Below are 18488 nucleotides of genomic sequence, written 5' to 3'. Positions count from 1 at the left end.
TATGAATTTATCTCTCTATTTTAAAAAATTTTTCAGCAGCAATCAGGCATCAGGGATTATTCTTATTCTCTGTGTGATGGTTTCATTACTAATTGCCAATTCATCTGCGGGCGAAAGTTTTCAGCATCTTTTAGACCAGGAAGTGGGAACTGACCTCTTTCACCTTACCTACCCTGTCAGCATCTGGATCAACGACGGTCTCATGGCCGTTTTTTTTCTTTTGGTCGGGCTGGAAATCAAAAGGGAAATGATAGAAGGCGAACTGTCCTCTTTCAAAAACGCTTCTCTTCCCATATTTGCAGCCGTGGGCGGAATGTTGGTTCCTGCGGTAATTTATACTCTTTTCAATAGCGGAACGGAATATGGCAACGGCTGGGGAATTCCTATGGCTACAGATATTGCTTTCTCACTCGCCATTATTTCAATGCTGGGAAAAAAGATCCCTAATTCCATCAAAATATTTCTGGCGGCACTGGCAATCGTGGATGATTTAGGAGCCATTCTGGTAATTGCTGTTTTTTATACCGAACAGATTCACTGGACGTATCTCCTGCTCTCATTTGGAACTGCTGCCCTGCTGTTTCTTTTGAACTTCCTGAAGGTTACCCGTATTATTTTCTATATTATTCCTGGTCTGTTTTTATGGTATTTTCTGCATCATTCGGGGATTCATGCTACAATAGCAGGCGTTCTGCTGGCATTTTCCATTCCAACAAATGTATCTGATGTAGAGATCTCCCCTCTTGAAAAACTGGAGCATAAGCTTCATTTTCCTGTGAGCTTTCTGATTATGCCCATATTTGCTTTAACGAATACCAATATTGCTTTTACCAGTGAAATGGTAGCAGGTGTAACAAGTACATTAGGTCTGGGAATTATCTGCGGACTGGTTTTAGGAAAACTAATAGGGATCAATCTGTTTTCTTTTCTTGCTATCCGGCTAAAACTCAGCACTCTTCCTCAAAACAGTACATGGCTGCAAATGGTGGGTGTTGGATTATTAGCAGGAATAGGCTTCACAATGTCTATTTTTATTGCCCTTCTTTCCTTTAAAGAGAGTATTTCCATTCAGGATGAAGCTAAGTTTGCCATTCTGATTGCTTCTTTCCTGGCTGCCGTTTTAGGATTTGTGATTTTAAGCATGAGCTCTAAAAAAGATGTAAACGAAGTAGAAAACTAATTATTTCTTCTCATCAAGCTTTCTTTTGTGTTCTTCATCACTTTCCAGATTAGGTTCTGTGACCGGTGCATGATAATGAACTGCTTCTTTCTTGATTTCATCAGAAAGCAGTTTTTCGATCCTCAGTTTTCTGAGAGCCATATTAAGCTCGTTACCGAACAGCAGAAGGTATACATTCACATTCACCCACACCATTAATAGGATCATACTTCCGATGGATCCATACAGAACGTTATATCTTGCGATGTCTTTTACATAGATTGCAAAGATATAAGTGGTCAGGACAAACAGAACCGTCGTTAAAATAGCTCCGGGAACCGCCTGCCTGAACCGGGCAATCTTTACCGTTCCCAGCCAGTAAAAAAGCGTTAAAAGAATGAAATAGAAAAGTGGAAAGGATACAAACCCAATAATTTTGGAAAGGTTATTCACCAGCCAGGAGATATCATACGCCGGTGTAAAGAGTTTCATTACAACCTCCACATAATACACTCCGAAAAGTGCCAGAAAGACGATGGTAATAAAGCCTATTGTTATAAAAAAAGAAAGAATGAACTCTTTTACATCAGTCAATTTTTCATCTGAATTTTCATTGAATCCATTGATAAGCGAGAAGGTTCCGTTGGTAGCAAAAACAAGCGCCAGAACGATAGTCAGATTACTGATTCCTTTCATGTTGGGAATAATATTGGTTTCAATATATCCTCTTACATCGCCTTCCATATTGGAGGGGAATACGTTGTGCATCAGTACTTCAAAAATATAAAACTGCAGCTTATCATAATGAGGCATGTAAGGCAAAACGGAAAGTAGGAAAAGAAGGAAAGGAAACAAACTTATGGTAAAGCTCCAGGAAATGGCAGCAGCCTTTCTTCCTATTTTACCTTTAAAAATCCCGGAAATATAGATCTGAAACATCTGCCAGAGCGATATTCCTAAAACAGGAATATGTATGCTGTCAAAAAATTCTTGAATCTTCAGGATAAATCTGGGAACTTTTATATTCATCTATTTGGTGTATTTTTACTTAATAATTGATCCTGTTTGCCTCTTCAAGCAGAGCAATACGGACTGTTTTTAATAAGTCTTTATACAAATATAAACATTTTCCTTTTCCTTATTTCAATACTACGGGACCGAATAAATAGCAATTTTTTAATAGTTCAACGGATTCGCTTATGCAGAGAAACAGAAATGATGAACAAGAAAAGGATTTTAAAATTAAATACCGGAAACATTGAAAATACCAGAAATTACTGGTTTTTCTATTTTTAACATTTTCAGCCTTCAGCAGTTTTTCGGCATAAAATGGTATCTTTGCCTTTTGAAATCCTCTATACATGAGAATCAGCTTACTTTGTATCGGTAAAACAGATGATAAGGAGATTACTTCTTTAATCAGCTATTACCTTACCCGGCTTCCCAAGCACTGGAATTTTGAAATTACCGAAATTCCTGACGTGAAAAATGCCAAAAACCTTTCTCCGGAGCTTCTGAAAAAGGAAGAATCCAAGCTATTCCTCAATTATATCGATAAAAATGACCTGGTGGTTATTCTGGACGAAAAAGGAAAACAGTTTACCAGCCGCGAATTTGCTCAGAAAATTGACAACTGGATGAATTCCTCAATAAAAAAAGTTCACATTCTTATCGGAGGAGCATATGGCTTTTCTGAAGAGATTTACAGTCGGGCCAATGAGAAAATGTCCCTTTCAAAAATGACATTTACCCATCAGATGATCCGTTTATTTATTGTGGAGCAGCTATACCGTGCCGACCAGATTTTACAGGGCAAACCCTACCATAATGATTAAATCACTGCCCAATTTACGATCTGCAAAATTTTACTCTTATTTAACCTTTAAGCCAATCTGTCTTTTTGCCTCGCCTACTACAAAAGCAACGGAATTGGCAATATTAAAGCTGCGGATTAATTTTGACATCGGAATCGTTAAATGGTTTTCAAACTGATCCAGAACTTCCTTACTCAATCCCACACTTTCTTTACCGAAAACCAGCCAGTCATCATCCTGGAATTCAGTTTCCAGATAGGATTTTTCCGCATGTGAACTCATCAGGAAAACACGTGAGGGATCGGGGATATTTTTGATCCATTCTTCAACATTGGCGTACTCCGTAACATCAAGATGCACCCAGTAATCCAATCCTGACCTTTTCAGGTTCTTGTCATTAATTACAAATCCAAACGGATGAACAAGATGCAATCTGCTTTCCGTACCTACGCATAACCTTCCTATGTTGCCTGTATTATTGGGTATTTCGGGTTCTACAAGAACAATGTTTAATATGTCTATATCTTTATCAATTTAAAAATTTAAATGTTCAGTTAGGAACAGCTAGCAAGAATTGACAGCTGTTTCTTTCTGATAAAACAGTTTCGGGCCCGGCATTTCATGCCGGGCCCGAAACTTATAATTAAAAAAATTATTTTTTCACACACCTGGCATAATAATCGGCCAGAATAGCTTTTTCATAACCTAAGCTTACGGCCTTATCCAGATTTTCACAAGCTTCTTTAGGCTTTGCCGTATCAAACAGAACCAATGCCTTGGTTACATAAGAATTAGAAAATTTCGGATCTATGGAAATGGCCTTATTGACGTCTGTAAGAGCCTCTTTGGGCTTTTTCATTTTAAGGTAAACATCTGCTCTTCCGTTATAAAGAAGCGATTCCGGTTTTTCGGAGATAAGCTGGTTGTAATCTTTAAGGGCTCCATCCAGATCACCATTATTTTTCTTCAGATTGGCTAATCCTGTTTTGGCATAGATATTATCCGGTGCAAAGCTCAGAATTTGTTTCAGATCACCCAACGCAAGGTCCTTTTTTCCCTGGCTGTCATAGATTTTGGAACGGGTAAGGTAAAATTCCGGATTTTCGGCATCGATCTTAAGGCCGGTAGCGATATATTCCAGGGCTTTAGCTTTATTCCCTTTCTGGCTGTTCAGAGAAGCAAGGTTGGCATATACAGGAGCCGATAAAGGATTGGCTTTCATAGCGGATTCGTAGGATTTCATAGCTAATGCTGTTTTTCCAAGCCTTCTTTGAGCCGTTCCCAGATTATTGTAGTATTCAGACTGGTATTTCTGAATCTGCTCTTTTTCTGCAAGTTTGGTATATTGCTCTTCCGCACATTTGTAATCGGCTTTTTTAAAGCATTCTTCCGCTTTAGTTTTGTCTTGGGCGCAAAGGGTGAATGAGGAGCATATGAATGCTGTAAGTAATAAAGTTTTTTTCATGAAGGTATATTTTGTTTGTTGATGACTTTTTTGGCGAGTACTCCAAATATTACTCCCAATAAAGATCCAACAAACGCCCCCACCAAAATATCTATCGGGAAATGCACTCCTAAATATATACGACTATAAGAAACTACCACAGCCCATGCAAATATAGCATATGGAAACCAATTAAGTTTCTTTTTCAATAAAATACTTAAATAAGCTGCCAGAAAGAAAGTATTGGATGCGTGGGCAGAATAAAAACCGTACTGTCCGCCACATTTTACAATCCGCATAAAAGGTTCCAGACTCGGATCGTGACAGGGCCTTAGCCTTGCTACCCCGAATTTGAAAACACTTGCCAGCTGATCGGAAACCGTAACTCCCAATCCTATAAATATAAGAATGAAAACTAAAGACCTTAGCTTATAATTTTTGTATAAAAAGTAAAGGAATATGACATAAAGCGGTACCCAGATCCAGGTACTGGAAATCAGCATCCAAAACTGGTCGAAAGAGGAATCGCCCAAATTATTAAGATATAGAAAAACCTTTTTATCTTCCTGAATAATCTCCTCCATGAATTATCTGCTTATAGGCCCTTCGTAAGTTTCGTCATCGGCAGGCTTAAGTTTTGGAGGTTCATTGGTAGCTAAAGGTTCCTTTACGATATCTTTTTCAATATCTTTCATGGGATTGAAATCTTTTGCTGCATCCTTCACCTTCTCAATTTCGCGCTTGATCTCAGAAACAGGGTTATCCGTTTCCTTCATGATCTCAGTTTTAATGTCTTCCACTGCTCCACGCATTTTCCTAACGCCTGCACCTAAGTCACGCGCTATCTGAGGGAGTTTATCCGGACCGAATAATACAACAATCGCTACCGCGATCAGTGCCATTTCTCCAATGCTTAATTCCATTTGGTAAAATTACGAAAGTTTATACATTTATTTACCGTAAACTAAAATTTTAAACAAATTTTAAGAATTTTGAGTACTGGGTGTCCCGGGATTCGAGTTACGAGTTATAAGGTTTGAGCGTTTTTATAGAATGGAAACCGGCAAGCAGAGTCATTATTTGATCTTAAATATTCTTGATTTCACCTTTAAAAATTCACTTTTCATTTGCAAAGAAAAATTCATAACTGACATTCATAATACATTTTATCCTTCGATTATTTATTCATCTATTAAATTTTCACAATTTTCAATTAACAAATATTTAATTCAATAAATAGAGATTTATAATTAATTTTACTATATTTATTAGACAAAACCATTTAATATTTTTATTATGAAAAAACTTGTAACCACTTTTAAGCTTTTTGCCGTTATATCGGTATTAACGCTTACCGCCTGTCAGGATGAAACCAGTGAAATGCCGCAGGAATCTCCTGCTGCCAAAGTTTCAGCCTCTGACTTGAAAAAGGAAATCACTCCGGGCTTAAAGGCCGTTCCGGATCATGTTCAGGCTCAGATTAATGATTCAAAGAAAAATCTTGAACAGTATTTGAAAAACGATCTTCAGATCACTGGAATTACTATTTTAGGGAAGCTTTCTACACAGAAAGGCATTGAAATCTCCCAGGACCTCATTTCAGACAGAAACCAGTTTACGGCAGAAGGAAACATTCTTGAACCAGAAACGGTAAAAGTAAGTAAAATTGGATCATTATTTTCAGGTGACCAATTATCTGAAGCTCAGAAAGGCTTGAAAGAAGCAGCTTCAGAGCAGATCAAAACAGGAACTGAGGTTCTTGAAATTTCCTGGAACTATAAGGGAGAAGAGTTTACCTCACTATGCTTTTACAATGAATCAGGAATTATCTGGGACAATGTATTTGCAGGCCTTGTCATGATGGATACAAGAGGAAATTCTGAAACTTCTCCTATCAATTCACAGGCCAAAGTAGCTTCAAAATGGTACAAGCAATGGTGGACCGCCAACTGGCTTTGGGGTTCTAAAAGAGGTGAAATCGGCTACCAGATTACTATTTATTATTCCGGTTCTACAGTTTCCAATGTGGATGTAAGCGACTGGGGAAATATCAGCCTTGGGAAAGCGAAAAGTGAAAGTAAAGTGACCAAAAGAACCGGAGCTTACGGCCAGTGCAGGTATGCGCTTGGGCTGTGTACTCCAACCGGTTCATTAAGTTTCAACAGCAGTAACTTTTCTGTATCTTTTTCAGGATTGGGAAGTAATATCGTAAGCAACGGTACAAAATCACTTTATCCGTAAAAATCTCAAACACTATATTTCAATAGAAACAGGGAAGCTTAAGGGCTTCCCTGTTTTTTTATAATTTACTCTCTTTTGATTTAGAAATCATTTTTAATCGGTTTTTTGTCTTTTTTCTGAAAAGTCGAGTAAGTCATTACCACACTTACCGCCATTAAAATAAATGCCAGGAAGAACGGGGCTCCTGAAAATTTAAATGGGGCTTCATCATGGGTAAAAAAGTAAAACAGATTGGTCATCAGCGGCGGTCCTATGATGGAAGTGGCACTCATTAAACTGGTTAAAGCTCCCTGGAGCTCTCCTTGCTCGTTGGAAGGAACACTTTTCGTAATCACCGACTGCAGTGCAGGTCCGCAGATCCCTCCCAGACAGTATGGTACCAGAAATACAAACATCATCCAGCCCTCGGAAGCAAAAGCAAAAAGAAGCATCCCCACTGCATACAGAGCAAGTCCGTAATATATACTTTTCTGCTCACCAAGCCTTGGAGTCGTCCAACGTATTAATCCGCCCTGGACCAAACCTACCAGTAATCCTACCACACCTAAAGAAATTCCTACCATTTTTTCGGTCCAGTTGAATTTATACATGGTGAAAAAGCTCCAGTTACTCTGTACGGCATGGCCGGCTATATAAATTAAGATCAGGGCAAAGATCAGTCCTGAAATTTCCGGGTGCTTTCCTAAAAATTTAAATGAGCCAACAGGATTGGCACGTTTCCAGTCGAATTCTCTTCTTTTCTTTTTATCTAAGCTTTCAGGAAGGACGAAATAGCCGTAAAGGAAATTTAAAAGACATAAGCCTGCTGCCGCATAGAAAGGTACTCTGGCACCATATTCTCCCAAGATTCCTCCCAATACCGGTCCTATAATAAATCCGAGACCAAATGCAGCCCCAATAAGCCCAAAGTTTTTGGCTCTGTCTTCATCTGTAGAAATATCGGCAATATAAGCACTTGCAGTTGTTATACTTGCTCCCGTAAGCCCGGCAATAATCCTTCCCACGAAAAGCCACCATATAGTTGGTGCAAGCGCCAGCAAAATATAATCTACTGCAAATCCAAAAAGGGAAATCAGGATAATGGGTCTTCTTCCATATTTATCACTCAGATTTCCTACCACAGGAGAAAAGATAAACTGAGTAAATGCATAGGCAAAACCCAACCAGCCGCCATATTTTGCTGCTTCGCTGATATCGGCATGGATCAGTTCCTCAATTAATTTGGGAACCACAGGGATAATAATCCCCCAGCCTGTAATATCAATCAGTAAGGTAATAAATATAAAGCCAATGGCCGCTTTTTTCTTTGAGTTTTCCATAATGCTGCAAAATTAATGAAATCCGAAATATAATGGTTCTAAATTGCGAATTTTGAAGAGTTTCGGGTTCCCGGTTTCGAGTTTTGGGTTTTGGGTTTCGGGATGCGGGGATGCAGGCCCGGATATCAAATTTCAATTTAGAATCTAAACTTTAAAAAAACTGTAACCCAAATCGGCTACACTCTGAAACCCGAAACTCAAAACCCACATCCCGCACAAAAAAAGGCCGCTTCGAAAGAAGCGGCCTTACTTATTTATTGTAGTATATATTACTTTGAAGCAAGCACTTCTTTGCTGGTCGTTGTTTTACCATGCACACCTTCTTCTTTTCCTTTCTTAAGGAAGTCATAAGCGATAGCTGATGCAATAAAGATAGATGAATACGTACCGAATCCGATACCGATCAACATAGCAAACATAAATCCTCTAAGGTTATCACCTCCAAAAATGAAGATGGCTAAAATTACAAGGATCGTTGTGAATGAAGTGTTGAATGTTCTACCCAATGTACTTGAAATAGAGTCATCAAATAATCCGGCTAATGTTAAAGATTTCTTTTCTCTCAGATACTCCCTGATTCTGTCGAAGATAATAACGGTGTCATTAATTGAATATCCCAATACAGTAAGGATTGCTGCAACGAAATCCTGATTGATCTCCATATTGAACGGCATAAATTTATGAAGCAATGAATAAGCTCCTAAAATAATTACCGCATCGTGGAATAATGCTACAACAGCTCCTAGTGAGAATTGCCATTTTCTGAATCTTAACAAAATGTAGATAAAGATACCGGCCAAAGCAGCTACTACTGCAAGCACACCATGAGTTTTGATATCGTCTGCTACCGTAGGTCCTACTTTCTCAGAAGAAATAATTCCCGCATGGTCTTTATCCGCAGATTTGAAATCGCTCAATGTTACATTGACAGGTAAATGTGTTTTTAACCCTTCATATAGTTTTTGCTCTATTGTCTGGTCAGCTTTTAAAGATTCATCTTCAATAAGGTAATCTGTAGAGATCTTCAACTGCTTGTCGTTTCCGAAAGTTTTTGCTTCAACAGAAGAGTTTTTACCGTCTTCAGTTTTGAATACTTTTATTAGGTTCTGTTCAACGTCTTCAGCATTAACTGCTTTGTCAAATCTTACCACGTAGTTTCTACCTCCTGTAAAATCGATTCCGTATTTGAATCCGTGAATAGCAATAGATGCAATACAAACAACCGTTAAAACAGCAGAAACGATATAAGCATATTTTCTCTTTCCGATGAAATCGATCCATGTATTTCTGAATAGATTTTTTGTAGGAGGTGTCCATACAGAAAGGTGTTTTCCTTTATTCAGTCTTGAGAAGATCATTACTCTTGAAAGCAGTACAGAAGTAAAGAATGTCATTAAGATACCAATTCCTAAAGTCAAAGCGAATCCTTTAATAGGTCCCGTTCCGAATAAGAAAAGTACACCAGCCGTTAATAATGTCGTTAAGTGACCATCAACAATCGCACTTAATGCATGTTTGAAACCGTCTTTATAAGCTTCAAGAATGCTTTTACCTGCGAATAGTTCTTCTTTGGTTCTTTCGTAGATGATTACGTTCGTATCCACGGCCATGGCCATTGTAAGAACGATACCAGCGATACCAGGAAGTGTAAGGGTAAAGTCTCCGGAATCCATAATTCCGAAAATATAGAATAAGTTAACAATCATTGCAATTACCGCGTACACTCCTGCACCACCGTAATAGAAAATGATGTAAACAATAATAATTAAAAATGCGATAGCAAATGAGATAACCCCTGCGTTAATAGATTCCTGTCCTAATGAAGGTCCCACTACCGTAGCCTGAACTACTTTTGCACCTGCCGGTAATTTACCTGCTCCCAAAACATCTACCAGTTCCTTAGCTTCTTCCTGAGAGAAGTTACCAGAGATCTGAGTTCTACCGTTAGGAATAGCACCCACAACGTTCGGTGCAGTATATACTCTTCCGTCAAGCGTTACAGCAACTGGTTTACCTACGTTTTTCTCAGTTAATGTTTTCCATTCTTTAGCTCCTTTGGAGTCCATCTGCATATCTACTACCACTCTGCTCAGCTCATCATAGCCAATGCTTGCGCTTTCAACAGCACCGTCTACCGGAGCTTTCTGGTTGATATTCCCTCTGATTGCGTACAATACTAAACTTTCAGTATCTGTAGCTTCAGGTTTGTACCCCCACATGAACTGGGTATATTTAATGTTGGCAGGACGTAATGACTGACCAACTTTGCTATTTAAGATTTTGTTTACAACAGCAGTATCAGAAAGCTTTACGCTGGCAACACCATTTGATCTTAATTTGTCAAGGTTTAAAAGGTTCATGAAGTTGATATTCTTCGCAACTCCCATAGAATCTCCTTTTATAGCCACCATTGTAGTCAATGTCTGGAAATATGGCGCCATTTCCGGAACCTGCTGTACTTCCCAGAACTGAAGTTTTGCAGAAGTCTGAAGCATTTTCTTCACCTTGTCGATGTCTTTCATACCAGGCATTTCAACAGAAATTCTTGCTGTACCAGGTACTCTCTGAACGTTAGGCTGCACCGCACCCATTTTATCGATTCTGGTTCTGATTACCTCGAAAGCTGTCCCTACAGAAAGATCAATTCTTCTTTTGATAATACTTTTTACCTGATCATCAGAAGTGTTGTACTTGATTTCTGATAAATTGGTATTCCCGAAAAGTTCAGGATCTGCCAGCTTAAGGTTAGTTCCTTTTGCCTTGTTGATCGCTTCAAACTGGTCGAAGAAATTATCAATATAAGATTTTGTGGAATTCTTCTGAACTTCATCAGTTTTGTTTAAAGCCTCAATAAGAACAGGGTTCGTAGAATAATTGGTTAAATCATTCACCAGGTCTCTCTGGTTGATTTCCAAAAGAACGTTGATCCCTCCTTTCAAGTCAAGACCAAGTTTCATTTCCTTGTCTTTGGCTTTTGTGTAATAAAGTTTTGTGAATCCCAGGTTCAAAGTATCCTTAGAAAGTCTTGCAATTTCTTTCTGATACTTTTCCGGATTGTCTCCTGCAACAGCAGTCGCCTGCCTTTCAATTTTGCTGGCGTACCAAGTTGGTAATAGCTCATTTAAGCAAATTAACCCTAGTACAATAGCAACAATTGTAATAAGTCCTTTTCCTTGCATTTTGTTATAACTACGTTAAATTAAGTCGGCAAATATAATGATTTTATTATTATTTTATGAATTTTTTAACAGCAGAAATGGTTTATTTTCAGATATATCCGAGTTTTAACTTCTATTTAAGATTTAATAATTTTTCTTCCTTATTGTAATGAAATTTTCAAATTTCGATTGGTATAAAATTTTCATTCATTTATCAATACACTAAATATCAAAATATTATGAAAAAACTATTTTTTACCCTCTGCGTTTTTTCTTCTTTAATTGTTAATGCTCAAAGCATTAATTTAGTAGAATTTGCGTCCGGGCTTACCAGTCCCGTTGAAATTACGAACGCCAATGATACCCGTCTCTTCGTCGTACAGCAGAACGGAATCATCAAAATTGTCCAGCCCACCGGAACAGTCAATGGTGCTGATTTTCTGAATATCAGCTCTAAAGTTCTTTATGGCGGAGAAAGAGGCCTTCTCGGGCTTGCATTTCATCCCCAGTATTCTGCCAACGGATATTTCTTCGTGTATTACAACAATGCCTCGAACGGAAATATTACAGTAGCAAGATATTCTGTAAACGCTACCAATCCGGATATTGCAGACCCTGCTTCCGAAAAGATCATTCTGAATATTCCCAAGCCGTTTGACAATCACAACGGAGGAAGTATCCATTTTGCTCCCGACGGAAACCTCTGGATCGTTACAGGAGATGGCGGAAGCGGTGGCGACCCCAACAACAACGCTCAAAACATCAATTCACTTCTGGGAAAAATGTTAAGGATCGACGTGAATGCCACAGGACCATATAATATTCCACCAGGAAATCCTTTTGCAGGAAATTTAGTAACCGGTGCGGACGAAATCTGGTCATACGGACTTAGAAACGCATGGAAATTTTCATTTGACACCACCACAGGAAATGTGATGATTGCTGATGTGGGTCAGGGAGCAATTGAGGAAATCAACAAAATGCCCATTACACAAGCCGGAATCAATTACGGATGGCGTTGCTACGAAGGGAACAATGCTTACAATACGGCCGGATGCGGCAATATGGCTTCTATGACTTTTCCGGCTGCTGTCTATGATCATTCCGGCGGGAAATGCTCGATCACCGGAGGCTATGTTTACAGAGGAAGCCAGTATCCGGCACTTCAGGGGAAATATTTCTTCGCAGATTATTGCTCTACCCAGATAGGGTTTATGAATCCGGACAATTCCATTGTATGGGGACCGGCAAGTTCAGGCAATAATTTTTCCACTTTCGGGGAGAATTCTCAAAAAGAGCTGTTTGTAGCAGCCGTAAACAGCGGAAAAATATTTAAAATTACAACAGGATCTCTGGCAACGGACGAAATTTCAAACCTGCCTTCTGTAAGCATCCATCCTAATCCGGCTTCAGAGAAAGTTTTCATTGAGGGACTTCCGGACATGAATAATACCATTGATCTCATCAGTACAGAAGGAAAAATAGTGCTTGAAAAAGTCAAGATTGAAAATGACGGCAGCGTTGATATCACAGGAATCCCTCCCGGAGCGTATTATCTTATTATAAAATCAGGAGACGTGAAATCTTACAGCCAGAAATTAATTATTAAATAATATGACCTATTTTGATTCTTTTAAAACCTTTTAAATAAAACAAAAGCGACTCAAAATCTGAGTCGCTTTTGTTTTATATCGTCATAGAGAAAATCCTTGTTTCCGGTTTGTTCCTCATCATTCTGAGGTCAAAAACCATCGCAACGTTTCTTGTAAATGCCCGTCCTTTTTCGGTAATTTTGATCTGATTATTGAAGATTTCCACCAATTCGTCCCTTTCCATTTCTTCCAGCATTTCAAATGCATTTTCAAGTTCAGGGAAAGAATTTTTATCGGTAAAGGTAGTTTCAAGCTGGCACATGAGGTTCAGAATATGTCTTCTCACGATAAGATCTTCTTCATTAAGGATATGTCCCTTTACTACAGGAATTTTGCCTTCTTCCACCATTTTCTGATATTCCTCCACCGTTTTTACATTCTGGGCGAAAGCATACCAGGAATCTGAAATAGCAGACATTCCAAGACCTATCATCAGTTGGGTATTGCTTGAAGTATACCCCATAAAGTTTCTGTGAAGTTTTTTATGGATTAAAGATTGGTACAGATCATCATGTTCCAGGGAAAAATGGTCCATTCCCACTTCAATATATCCTAACTTCTCCAGCAGTTTTTTCCCGTCTTCGTACAAACGGCGTTTTTCTTCACCGCTCGGAAGGTCATTTTCATCAAATCCTCTCTGTCCCACTCCTTTTACCCATGGAACGTGGGCATAAGAATAGAAGGCAAGCCTGTCCGGCTTCAGTTCCATTGTTTTTCGGATCGTATATTCCATTGCCTCCCAGGTCTGGTGCGGAAGTCCGAATACCAGATCATGACTGATCCCTCTGTAACCGATTTCCTTAGCCCATTCCGTCACATTTTTTACATTTTCAAAAGGCTGTATCCTGTTGATTGCCTTCTGAACCTTAGGATCATAATCCTGAACTCCAAAGCTTACTCTTCTGAAGCCAAGATCATATAAAGTCTGAAGATGATCTCTGGTGGTATTGTTAGGATGTCCTTCAAAAGAGAATTCAGGGTGTTCTGCAATTTCTACCGTTTCAAAAACACCTTCCAATAAGGTCTTTAAATTTTTCGGCGAAAAAAAGGTAGGTGTACCACCACCAAGATGAAGCTCTTTCAGCTTCGGTTTCTCTTCAAACAGTTCAAGATAGAGTTTCCATTCCTTTAAAACACTTTCCAGATAAGGAATTTCAACGCTATGCTGTTTGGTTATACGTTTGTGGCATGCACAAAACGTACACAGGGCCTCGCAGAAAGGCAGGTGAATATAAATAGAAATTCCCTCCTCTGAATTACTTTCATGGAATGACCGGATCACGGTTTCTTTCCATTTTTCAGCCGAAAACGTAGTTTCGTCCCAATAAGGAACAGTAGGGTAAGACGTGTAACGGGGTCCGGGAATATTATACTTATCTATTAGAGAATTCATTTCAAAAATTAAAATATTATCGAAACTGAGCCTAAATCAGTTTCATCCTGCAAAATTAACCATTACGAATGAATTTTAAACCATGAAATATATTAGCCTGTATTTTATAATGAGTCTAAATACGATGGTTACTGAAATCTTTCGAATAATGATAAATTCTATACCTAAAATTTAAAATTTTAATTTCATTACAGAGATTCTGCTGTTTCCTGCAAAAACTATGGTGTTTCCATTCACCCAGCTGCAGACAAAAAATCCTTTTTCATCAGAAATTTTCTTCCAGGTTTTCCCGAAATCAGAGGAATAACTTATATGTTTATCCCCTACTGCAATGATTTCTTTTCCTTTTGAACCCGGCTTGATCTTCACACAGGTCGTATAACCTGCATTTTTCCCGGAAGCCTGTATCTGCCATGTTTTCCCGGCATCATGGGTTGTTGCAATATTGTTGATGTTTTCATCCTGCTTGGTATAATCTCCACCAACTGCAATCCCAAATTTATCATCATAAAAATCTATGGAATACATTCCCTGTGAAGATTCTCCCTGGATGAAAGGGGTTTCAATAACTTCCAGATTTTCTTTTTTCAGATCCATTCTTAAAATTCTTGATGCTTTGCCGCCTGTTGCAATCCATAAGAAATTTTTGGAAGAAGCAATATTGGTGTTGCTTGCTGCAAATGCGGCTTCACCGCTGTTCAGTTGTACGTTATTCTTGAACATTACCCATTTTCCATTACGGTAAACAGCCAGCTTCAACAAATTATCTTTGTCTGCATCGCTGAAAGTGAAAGCCAGTTTATCATTCACAAAATGAAGGGCATCATAAAAAGCAGTTTTCGCAGTATCTGCAAAAACGATTTCCGATTTCAGGTCTTTCTTATTGATTTTAAAAAAATTAGCGGGACTTTCAATATTGATAGCATAAAAAGCATTATTATCCTGCGCCAGTGTCCTGAACTGTAATTTTTTATCAGAAAGACTTATCTGTTTCTGATTTTCATGATTTTTAAGGTCCACAAAACCAAATTTTGAATCCGTTCCGCTGTACCAGACTTTGTTATCATACAATTCGAGAGCTCTTATACTGATTTTATCATTCAAAATAGTAGTAAAGCTCTCGATCTGCTGGGAAAAGGCTATTACTCCCAAACAGAAAAACAGGATAGAAAATGTTTTTTTCATAAGTAACAAAAATAAAAAATCCGCAGATATTCTGCGGATTTGTGGTTTATATTTTTTAATCTAAGTCAGGTTTTTCCAATGGCTCCTGTTCTGCTTTGAAAGTTTCCCCAAATTCTCCGTTCTGAAGTTTTGAGTGTTTTTTACTGTACAGGAAGTAAACAAAGAATCCAATGATCAACCATGCAAAAGAATACATCTGTGCCTCTTTGCTCAGGTTAAAGATCAGGTAAACGTTGATCGCGATACCTAAACAGGCAATAAGAGGCAAAGCAGGAACTTTAAAGTTTCTCTGTAAATTAGGCTCTTTTACTCTTAATACCCAAACCGCCACACATACCATGGTGAATGCAAATAATGTCCCGAAACTGGTCATATGCGCAAGGTCATTGATTGGGGTAAGAGATGCAATAGTAGCAATTACGATTCCTAAAATAACAAGGTTTTTCGTAGGTACACCTGTTTCAGGGTTTACTTTTGAGAAAGTAGCAGGGATCAATCCGTCCTTAGACATTCCCAAGAAGATTCTTGACTGTCCCATGATCATTACCATCAGTACAGAGATCAATCCAACAGTAGCGGCGATAGTAATAATGTATCCTGCCCATGCATAGCCGGCAATATCAAATGCATACGCTACAGGAGCTTTAATGGCATCCGGATATTTACCCAATGGATTAAAGTCTGTATAATGCATCATTCCTGTTAATACCAGAGATACAAGGATATATAAAAGTGTACAGATAATCAGCGAAGCGATGATGGCAAATGGTACATCTTTTTTAGGATTAATAGCTTCTCCTGCCTGCGTGGAAACAGCATCGAAACCTACATAAGCAAAGAAGATGGCTGATGCTCCGGCCACTACTCCGGCAATACCGTATGCGGAATGCGAGACCCCATTTTCTGTAATGGTTGCAGCTTCAGGAATGAAAGGAATCCAGTTTTTAAAAGGATCAGCAGAACCGAAAATAATAAAAGCCCCCGCAATAATTACAAAAATAATAGCTGAAACTTTAAGAATTACGATAAAGTTATTGGCTTTTGCAGCACCCTTGGTTCCCCGTACAAGAATAGAAATAACGAAGAAAACAATTAAAAATGCAGGTAAATTCATCGAAAAACCTGAATTTCCTGCCGCAATATAAGTCTGCGGATCTGTGGTAAGATAAGCAGGAAGATGCAGCCCGAACATTTTGAGAAGTTTTCCAAAATATCCCGACCAGGATACGGCAACGGTCATAGATCCCATGGCGTATTCCAGTATCAGTCCCCAGCCTATGATCCAGGCAAAGATCTCCCCCACTGTTCCATACGCGTAAGCATATGCTGAACCTTCTACGGGGAGTATGGAAGCAAATTCTGCATAGCAAAGTGCTGCAAATACACAGGCAATCCCCGCAATTACGAATGAAAGCGCCAAAGCCGGCCCTGCATTATAATAAGCACCCGTTCCCGTAAGTACAAATATTCCTCCTCCAATGATTGCTCCGATTCCGATAGCAGTAAGGCTCCATTTTCCCAGAACGCGTTTCAGCTGACTTTTTTTGATATCAGCTTCATAAGCGCTCATTGGTTTCTTAACCCAAATTTTAGACATGTTTTATTATTTAATTAAAGATTTACGAAAATATAAAAATTTTACAAACCTTAACGTTTATTGATAAACTTTCCTAATTTATTTTAAATAAAAGTCTTTAAAAATCTGACATCCACATTATTTAATTTATTTTCAAAACTGCTAATTTTTGCGTATTTTTGATCGCATGAATTTATATGATCTTTTCGTAAAGCCGTATGAAAACTACAGTAGCATACAAATTCTACTGGAAGCCAGCGGTGCATTTTTCGGAATTTTGAGCGTCTATTTTTCAATTAAAAAGAATATCTGGGTTTACCCTACCGGCATCATTTCTACCCTGATCTATGTGTATATTCTCTTTAATTTCGGACTGCTTGGCGACTGTATGATTAACGTATATTATACAGCAATGAGTATTTACGGCTGGATCTTATGGTCAAAAAATTCTGAAGACCATGTTCATGTAGAGGTAAGCTGGGCTACCAACAGGGAAAGGTTATATGCCGGCGGCCTGTTTATTTTAAGCCTGGCATTGGTTACGCTTATATATTATTACAAACCTTATATAGATAATCAATTTTCTATGGAAGGTACAAACTTAGGATTATATCATCTTGATTGGGCCAACTGGCTTGATGTGATCACCACTTCTATATTTTTAGTAGGAATGTGGTTTATGGCGAAACAGCGCATTGAGAACTGGATTTTCTGGATCATCGGAGATTTTATTTGTATCCCTATGATGATTTTTAAGGAACTTGGTATCACTTCGGTTCAATATTTGGTATTTACTATTATGGCTATCTCAGGATATGTCAATTGGAAAAAAAGTTTAAAAGAAAAAAGTACAATAAAGTCATGAAAAATTTATTTAAAATAGCTTTCAGTATCGTAGCTATCAGTAGTTTAACATCATGTTTGGCATACTCCGACGGGTATGCAAACAACGGCTACGGTGACCCATATTATAACAACGGATATTACTATGCTCCTTCCGGATATTACGGAAGCGGAGGTTACTACGGAAATGATGGCTATTATTACAGAAACGACGTTAATTATTATTACGACAACGGTGTTCCTTATTATTACTATAACAATGGAAACGACCGAAGAAAAGTATATATAGAGAGAAGAACTACTACCTCTTCAAGACCAAGTAACGGATTCCGTAATACAGGTAACAACGGAAGTTATAATAACGGCGGATTCAATAATAACAGAACCGGCACAAGAAACAGCAGTACGAATGGCGGATTCAGAAATTCGAACAGCGGAAACTATAACAATAACAACCAGAGACCACAAAGTAATCAAAACAGCGGAGGATTCAGAAATAGCGGAAGCTACCAGAACAATCAGGGAAACCAGAACAACCAGAACAGCGGAGGTTTCAGAAATACGCAGCAGCAAAACCAGAACAGCAACAGGACGGAATCTTCCGGCGGCGGTTTCAGGGGAAGTTCAAGCACTCAGCAAAGCACTAGCTCTTCAAGACAGCAGTCCAGCGGAGGCGGATTTAGATAAAACAATTATAAATAAGA

At 38.5% G+C, this 18488-nt stretch carries 16 protein-coding genes; 6 read left to right on the top strand and 10 right to left on the bottom strand.

The window, feature by feature from the left end:
• Position 1 precedes the first annotated feature (1 nt).
• Positions 2–1180, top strand: coding sequence for a Na+/H+ antiporter NhaA (gene nhaA, locus BUB03_RS14570; protein ID WP_040996202.1), 1179 nt, complete (start codon positions 2–4; stop codon positions 1178–1180).
• On the opposite strand, the gene BUB03_RS14565 is transcribed toward nhaA, so the two are convergent.
• Complete coding sequence (locus tag BUB03_RS14565; protein WP_040996200.1) at positions 1181–2188, bottom strand: YihY/virulence factor BrkB family protein; 1008 nt, start codon at positions 2186–2188, stop codon at positions 1181–1183. It abuts the gene before it with no gap.
• A gap of 332 nt (positions 2189–2520) precedes the next feature.
• On the opposite strand from BUB03_RS14565, the gene BUB03_RS14560 reads away from it, so the two are divergent.
• Entirely contained in the window at positions 2521–2994 is a 474-nt protein-coding gene (locus tag BUB03_RS14560) for a 23S rRNA (pseudouridine(1915)-N(3))-methyltransferase RlmH (RefSeq protein ID WP_040996196.1), read from the top strand.
• A 36-nt stretch (positions 2995–3030) separates the two neighbouring features.
• On the opposite strand, the gene BUB03_RS14555 is transcribed toward BUB03_RS14560, so the two are convergent.
• The 4 genes from BUB03_RS14555 to BUB03_RS14540 all read right to left on the bottom strand — a co-directional run bounded on the left by BUB03_RS14555 (position 3031) and on the right by BUB03_RS14540 (position 5340).
• Positions 3031–3489, bottom strand: coding sequence for a tRNA (cytidine(34)-2'-O)-methyltransferase (locus BUB03_RS14555; protein ID WP_073064435.1), 459 nt, complete (start codon positions 3487–3489; stop codon positions 3031–3033).
• Positions 3490–3625: 136 nt separating this feature from the next.
• A complete protein-coding gene (locus BUB03_RS14550; protein ID WP_073064433.1) occupies positions 3626–4438 on the bottom strand; it encodes a tetratricopeptide repeat protein in 813 nt (270 codons plus the stop codon).
• Positions 4435–5001 carry a phosphatase PAP2 family protein gene (locus tag BUB03_RS14545; protein ID WP_073064430.1) on the bottom strand — a complete coding sequence of 189 codons (567 nt, stop codon included), beginning with the start codon at positions 4999–5001 and terminating at the stop codon, positions 4435–4437. The genes BUB03_RS14550 and BUB03_RS14545 overlap by 4 nt, the downstream gene beginning before the upstream one ends.
• Positions 5002–5004: 3 nt before the next feature.
• Positions 5005–5340 (bottom strand): Sec-independent protein translocase subunit TatA/TatB, encoded by a 336-nt coding sequence (locus BUB03_RS14540; RefSeq protein WP_040996189.1) that lies wholly within the window; start codon positions 5338–5340, stop codon positions 5005–5007.
• 373 nt (positions 5341–5713) lie between these two features.
• On the opposite strand from BUB03_RS14540, the gene BUB03_RS14530 reads away from it, so the two are divergent.
• A complete protein-coding gene (locus BUB03_RS14530) occupies positions 5714–6658 on the top strand; it encodes a hypothetical protein (RefSeq protein ID WP_073064394.1) in 945 nt (314 codons plus the stop codon).
• Between the two features lie 80 nt (positions 6659–6738).
• Here the strand turns inward: BUB03_RS14530 and BUB03_RS14525 are convergent, their stop codons facing one another.
• A complete protein-coding gene (locus BUB03_RS14525) occupies positions 6739–7977 on the bottom strand; it encodes a TCR/Tet family MFS transporter (protein WP_073064391.1) in 1239 nt (412 codons plus the stop codon).
• A gap of 269 nt (positions 7978–8246) precedes the next feature.
• Entirely contained in the window at positions 8247–11156 is a 2910-nt protein-coding gene (secD, locus tag BUB03_RS14520) for a protein translocase subunit SecD (protein WP_073064388.1), read from the bottom strand.
• A 218-nt stretch (positions 11157–11374) separates the two neighbouring features.
• On the opposite strand from secD, the gene BUB03_RS14515 reads away from it, so the two are divergent.
• Complete coding sequence (locus tag BUB03_RS14515; RefSeq protein WP_073064385.1) at positions 11375–12748, top strand: PQQ-dependent sugar dehydrogenase; 1374 nt, start codon at positions 11375–11377, stop codon at positions 12746–12748.
• Between the two features lie 73 nt (positions 12749–12821).
• Here BUB03_RS14515 and hemN read toward each other — a convergent pair whose 3' ends face one another.
• The 3 genes from hemN to BUB03_RS14500 form a co-directional block, all read right to left on the bottom strand.
• A complete protein-coding gene (hemN, locus tag BUB03_RS14510; protein ID WP_073064382.1) occupies positions 12822–14180 on the bottom strand; it encodes an oxygen-independent coproporphyrinogen III oxidase in 1359 nt (452 codons plus the stop codon).
• Positions 14181–14351: 171 nt separating this feature from the next.
• Positions 14352–15365 carry a WD40/YVTN/BNR-like repeat-containing protein gene (locus BUB03_RS14505; RefSeq protein WP_073064379.1) on the bottom strand — a complete coding sequence of 338 codons (1014 nt, stop codon included), beginning with the start codon at positions 15363–15365 and terminating at the stop codon, positions 14352–14354.
• 55 nt (positions 15366–15420) lie between these two features.
• Positions 15421–16962, bottom strand: coding sequence for an APC family permease (locus BUB03_RS14500; protein ID WP_073064376.1), 1542 nt, complete (start codon positions 16960–16962; stop codon positions 15421–15423).
• A 166-nt stretch (positions 16963–17128) separates the two neighbouring features.
• On the opposite strand from BUB03_RS14500, the gene pnuC reads away from it, so the two are divergent.
• Both pnuC and BUB03_RS14490 read left to right on the top strand, forming a co-directional pair.
• Positions 17129–17806 (top strand): nicotinamide riboside transporter PnuC, encoded by a 678-nt coding sequence (gene pnuC / locus BUB03_RS14495; RefSeq protein WP_040996179.1) that lies wholly within the window; start codon positions 17129–17131, stop codon positions 17804–17806.
• Positions 17803–18471, top strand: a complete 669-nt coding sequence (locus BUB03_RS14490; RefSeq protein WP_073064602.1) for a hypothetical protein — start codon at positions 17803–17805, stop codon at positions 18469–18471. The genes pnuC and BUB03_RS14490 overlap by 4 nt, the downstream gene beginning before the upstream one ends.
• Positions 18472–18488 lie beyond the last annotated feature (17 nt).

It is taken from the genome of Chryseobacterium oranimense (genome assembly GCF_900129755.1).
Classification (GTDB): domain Bacteria; phylum Bacteroidota; class Bacteroidia; order Flavobacteriales; family Weeksellaceae; genus Chryseobacterium; species Chryseobacterium oranimense.
The sequence above is the reverse complement of the archived record's forward strand: the minus strand, read 5'-3'. Positions and strand labels throughout refer to the sequence as shown.

Bases quoted from the DNA above. Each gene is read 5' to 3' on its own strand.
- nhaA (WP_040996202.1), top strand. From the start codon at position 2: ATGAATTTATCTCTCTATTTTAAAAAATTTTTCAGCAGCAATCAGGCA.
- BUB03_RS14565 (WP_040996200.1), bottom strand. From the start codon at position 2,188: ATGAATATAAAAGTTCCCAGATTTATCCTGAAGATTCAAGAATTTTTT.
- BUB03_RS14560 (WP_040996196.1), top strand. From the start codon at position 2,521: ATGAGAATCAGCTTACTTTGTATCGGTAAAACAGATGATAAGGAGATT.
- BUB03_RS14550 (WP_073064433.1), bottom strand. From the start codon at position 4,438: ATGAAAAAAACTTTATTACTTACAGCATTCATATGCTCCTCATTCACC.
- BUB03_RS14545 (WP_073064430.1), bottom strand. From the start codon at position 5,001: ATGGAGGAGATTATTCAGGAAGATAAAAAGGTTTTTCTATATCTTAAT.
- BUB03_RS14540 (WP_040996189.1), bottom strand. From the start codon at position 5,340: ATGGAATTAAGCATTGGAGAAATGGCACTGATCGCGGTAGCGATTGTT.
- BUB03_RS14530 (WP_073064394.1), top strand. From the start codon at position 5,714: ATGAAAAAACTTGTAACCACTTTTAAGCTTTTTGCCGTTATATCGGTA.
- BUB03_RS14525 (WP_073064391.1), bottom strand. From the start codon at position 7,977: ATGGAAAACTCAAAGAAAAAAGCGGCCATTGGCTTTATATTTATTACC.
- secD (WP_073064388.1), bottom strand. From the start codon at position 11,156: ATGCAAGGAAAAGGACTTATTACAATTGTTGCTATTGTACTAGGGTTA.
- BUB03_RS14515 (WP_073064385.1), top strand. From the start codon at position 11,375: ATGAAAAAACTATTTTTTACCCTCTGCGTTTTTTCTTCTTTAATTGTT.
- hemN (WP_073064382.1), bottom strand. From the start codon at position 14,180: ATGAATTCTCTAATAGATAAGTATAATATTCCCGGACCCCGTTACACG.
- BUB03_RS14505 (WP_073064379.1), bottom strand. From the start codon at position 15,365: ATGAAAAAAACATTTTCTATCCTGTTTTTCTGTTTGGGAGTAATAGCC.
- BUB03_RS14500 (WP_073064376.1), bottom strand. From the start codon at position 16,962: ATGTCTAAAATTTGGGTTAAGAAACCAATGAGCGCTTATGAAGCTGAT.
- pnuC (WP_040996179.1), top strand. From the start codon at position 17,129: ATGAATTTATATGATCTTTTCGTAAAGCCGTATGAAAACTACAGTAGC.
- BUB03_RS14490 (WP_073064602.1), top strand. From the start codon at position 17,803: ATGAAAAATTTATTTAAAATAGCTTTCAGTATCGTAGCTATCAGTAGT.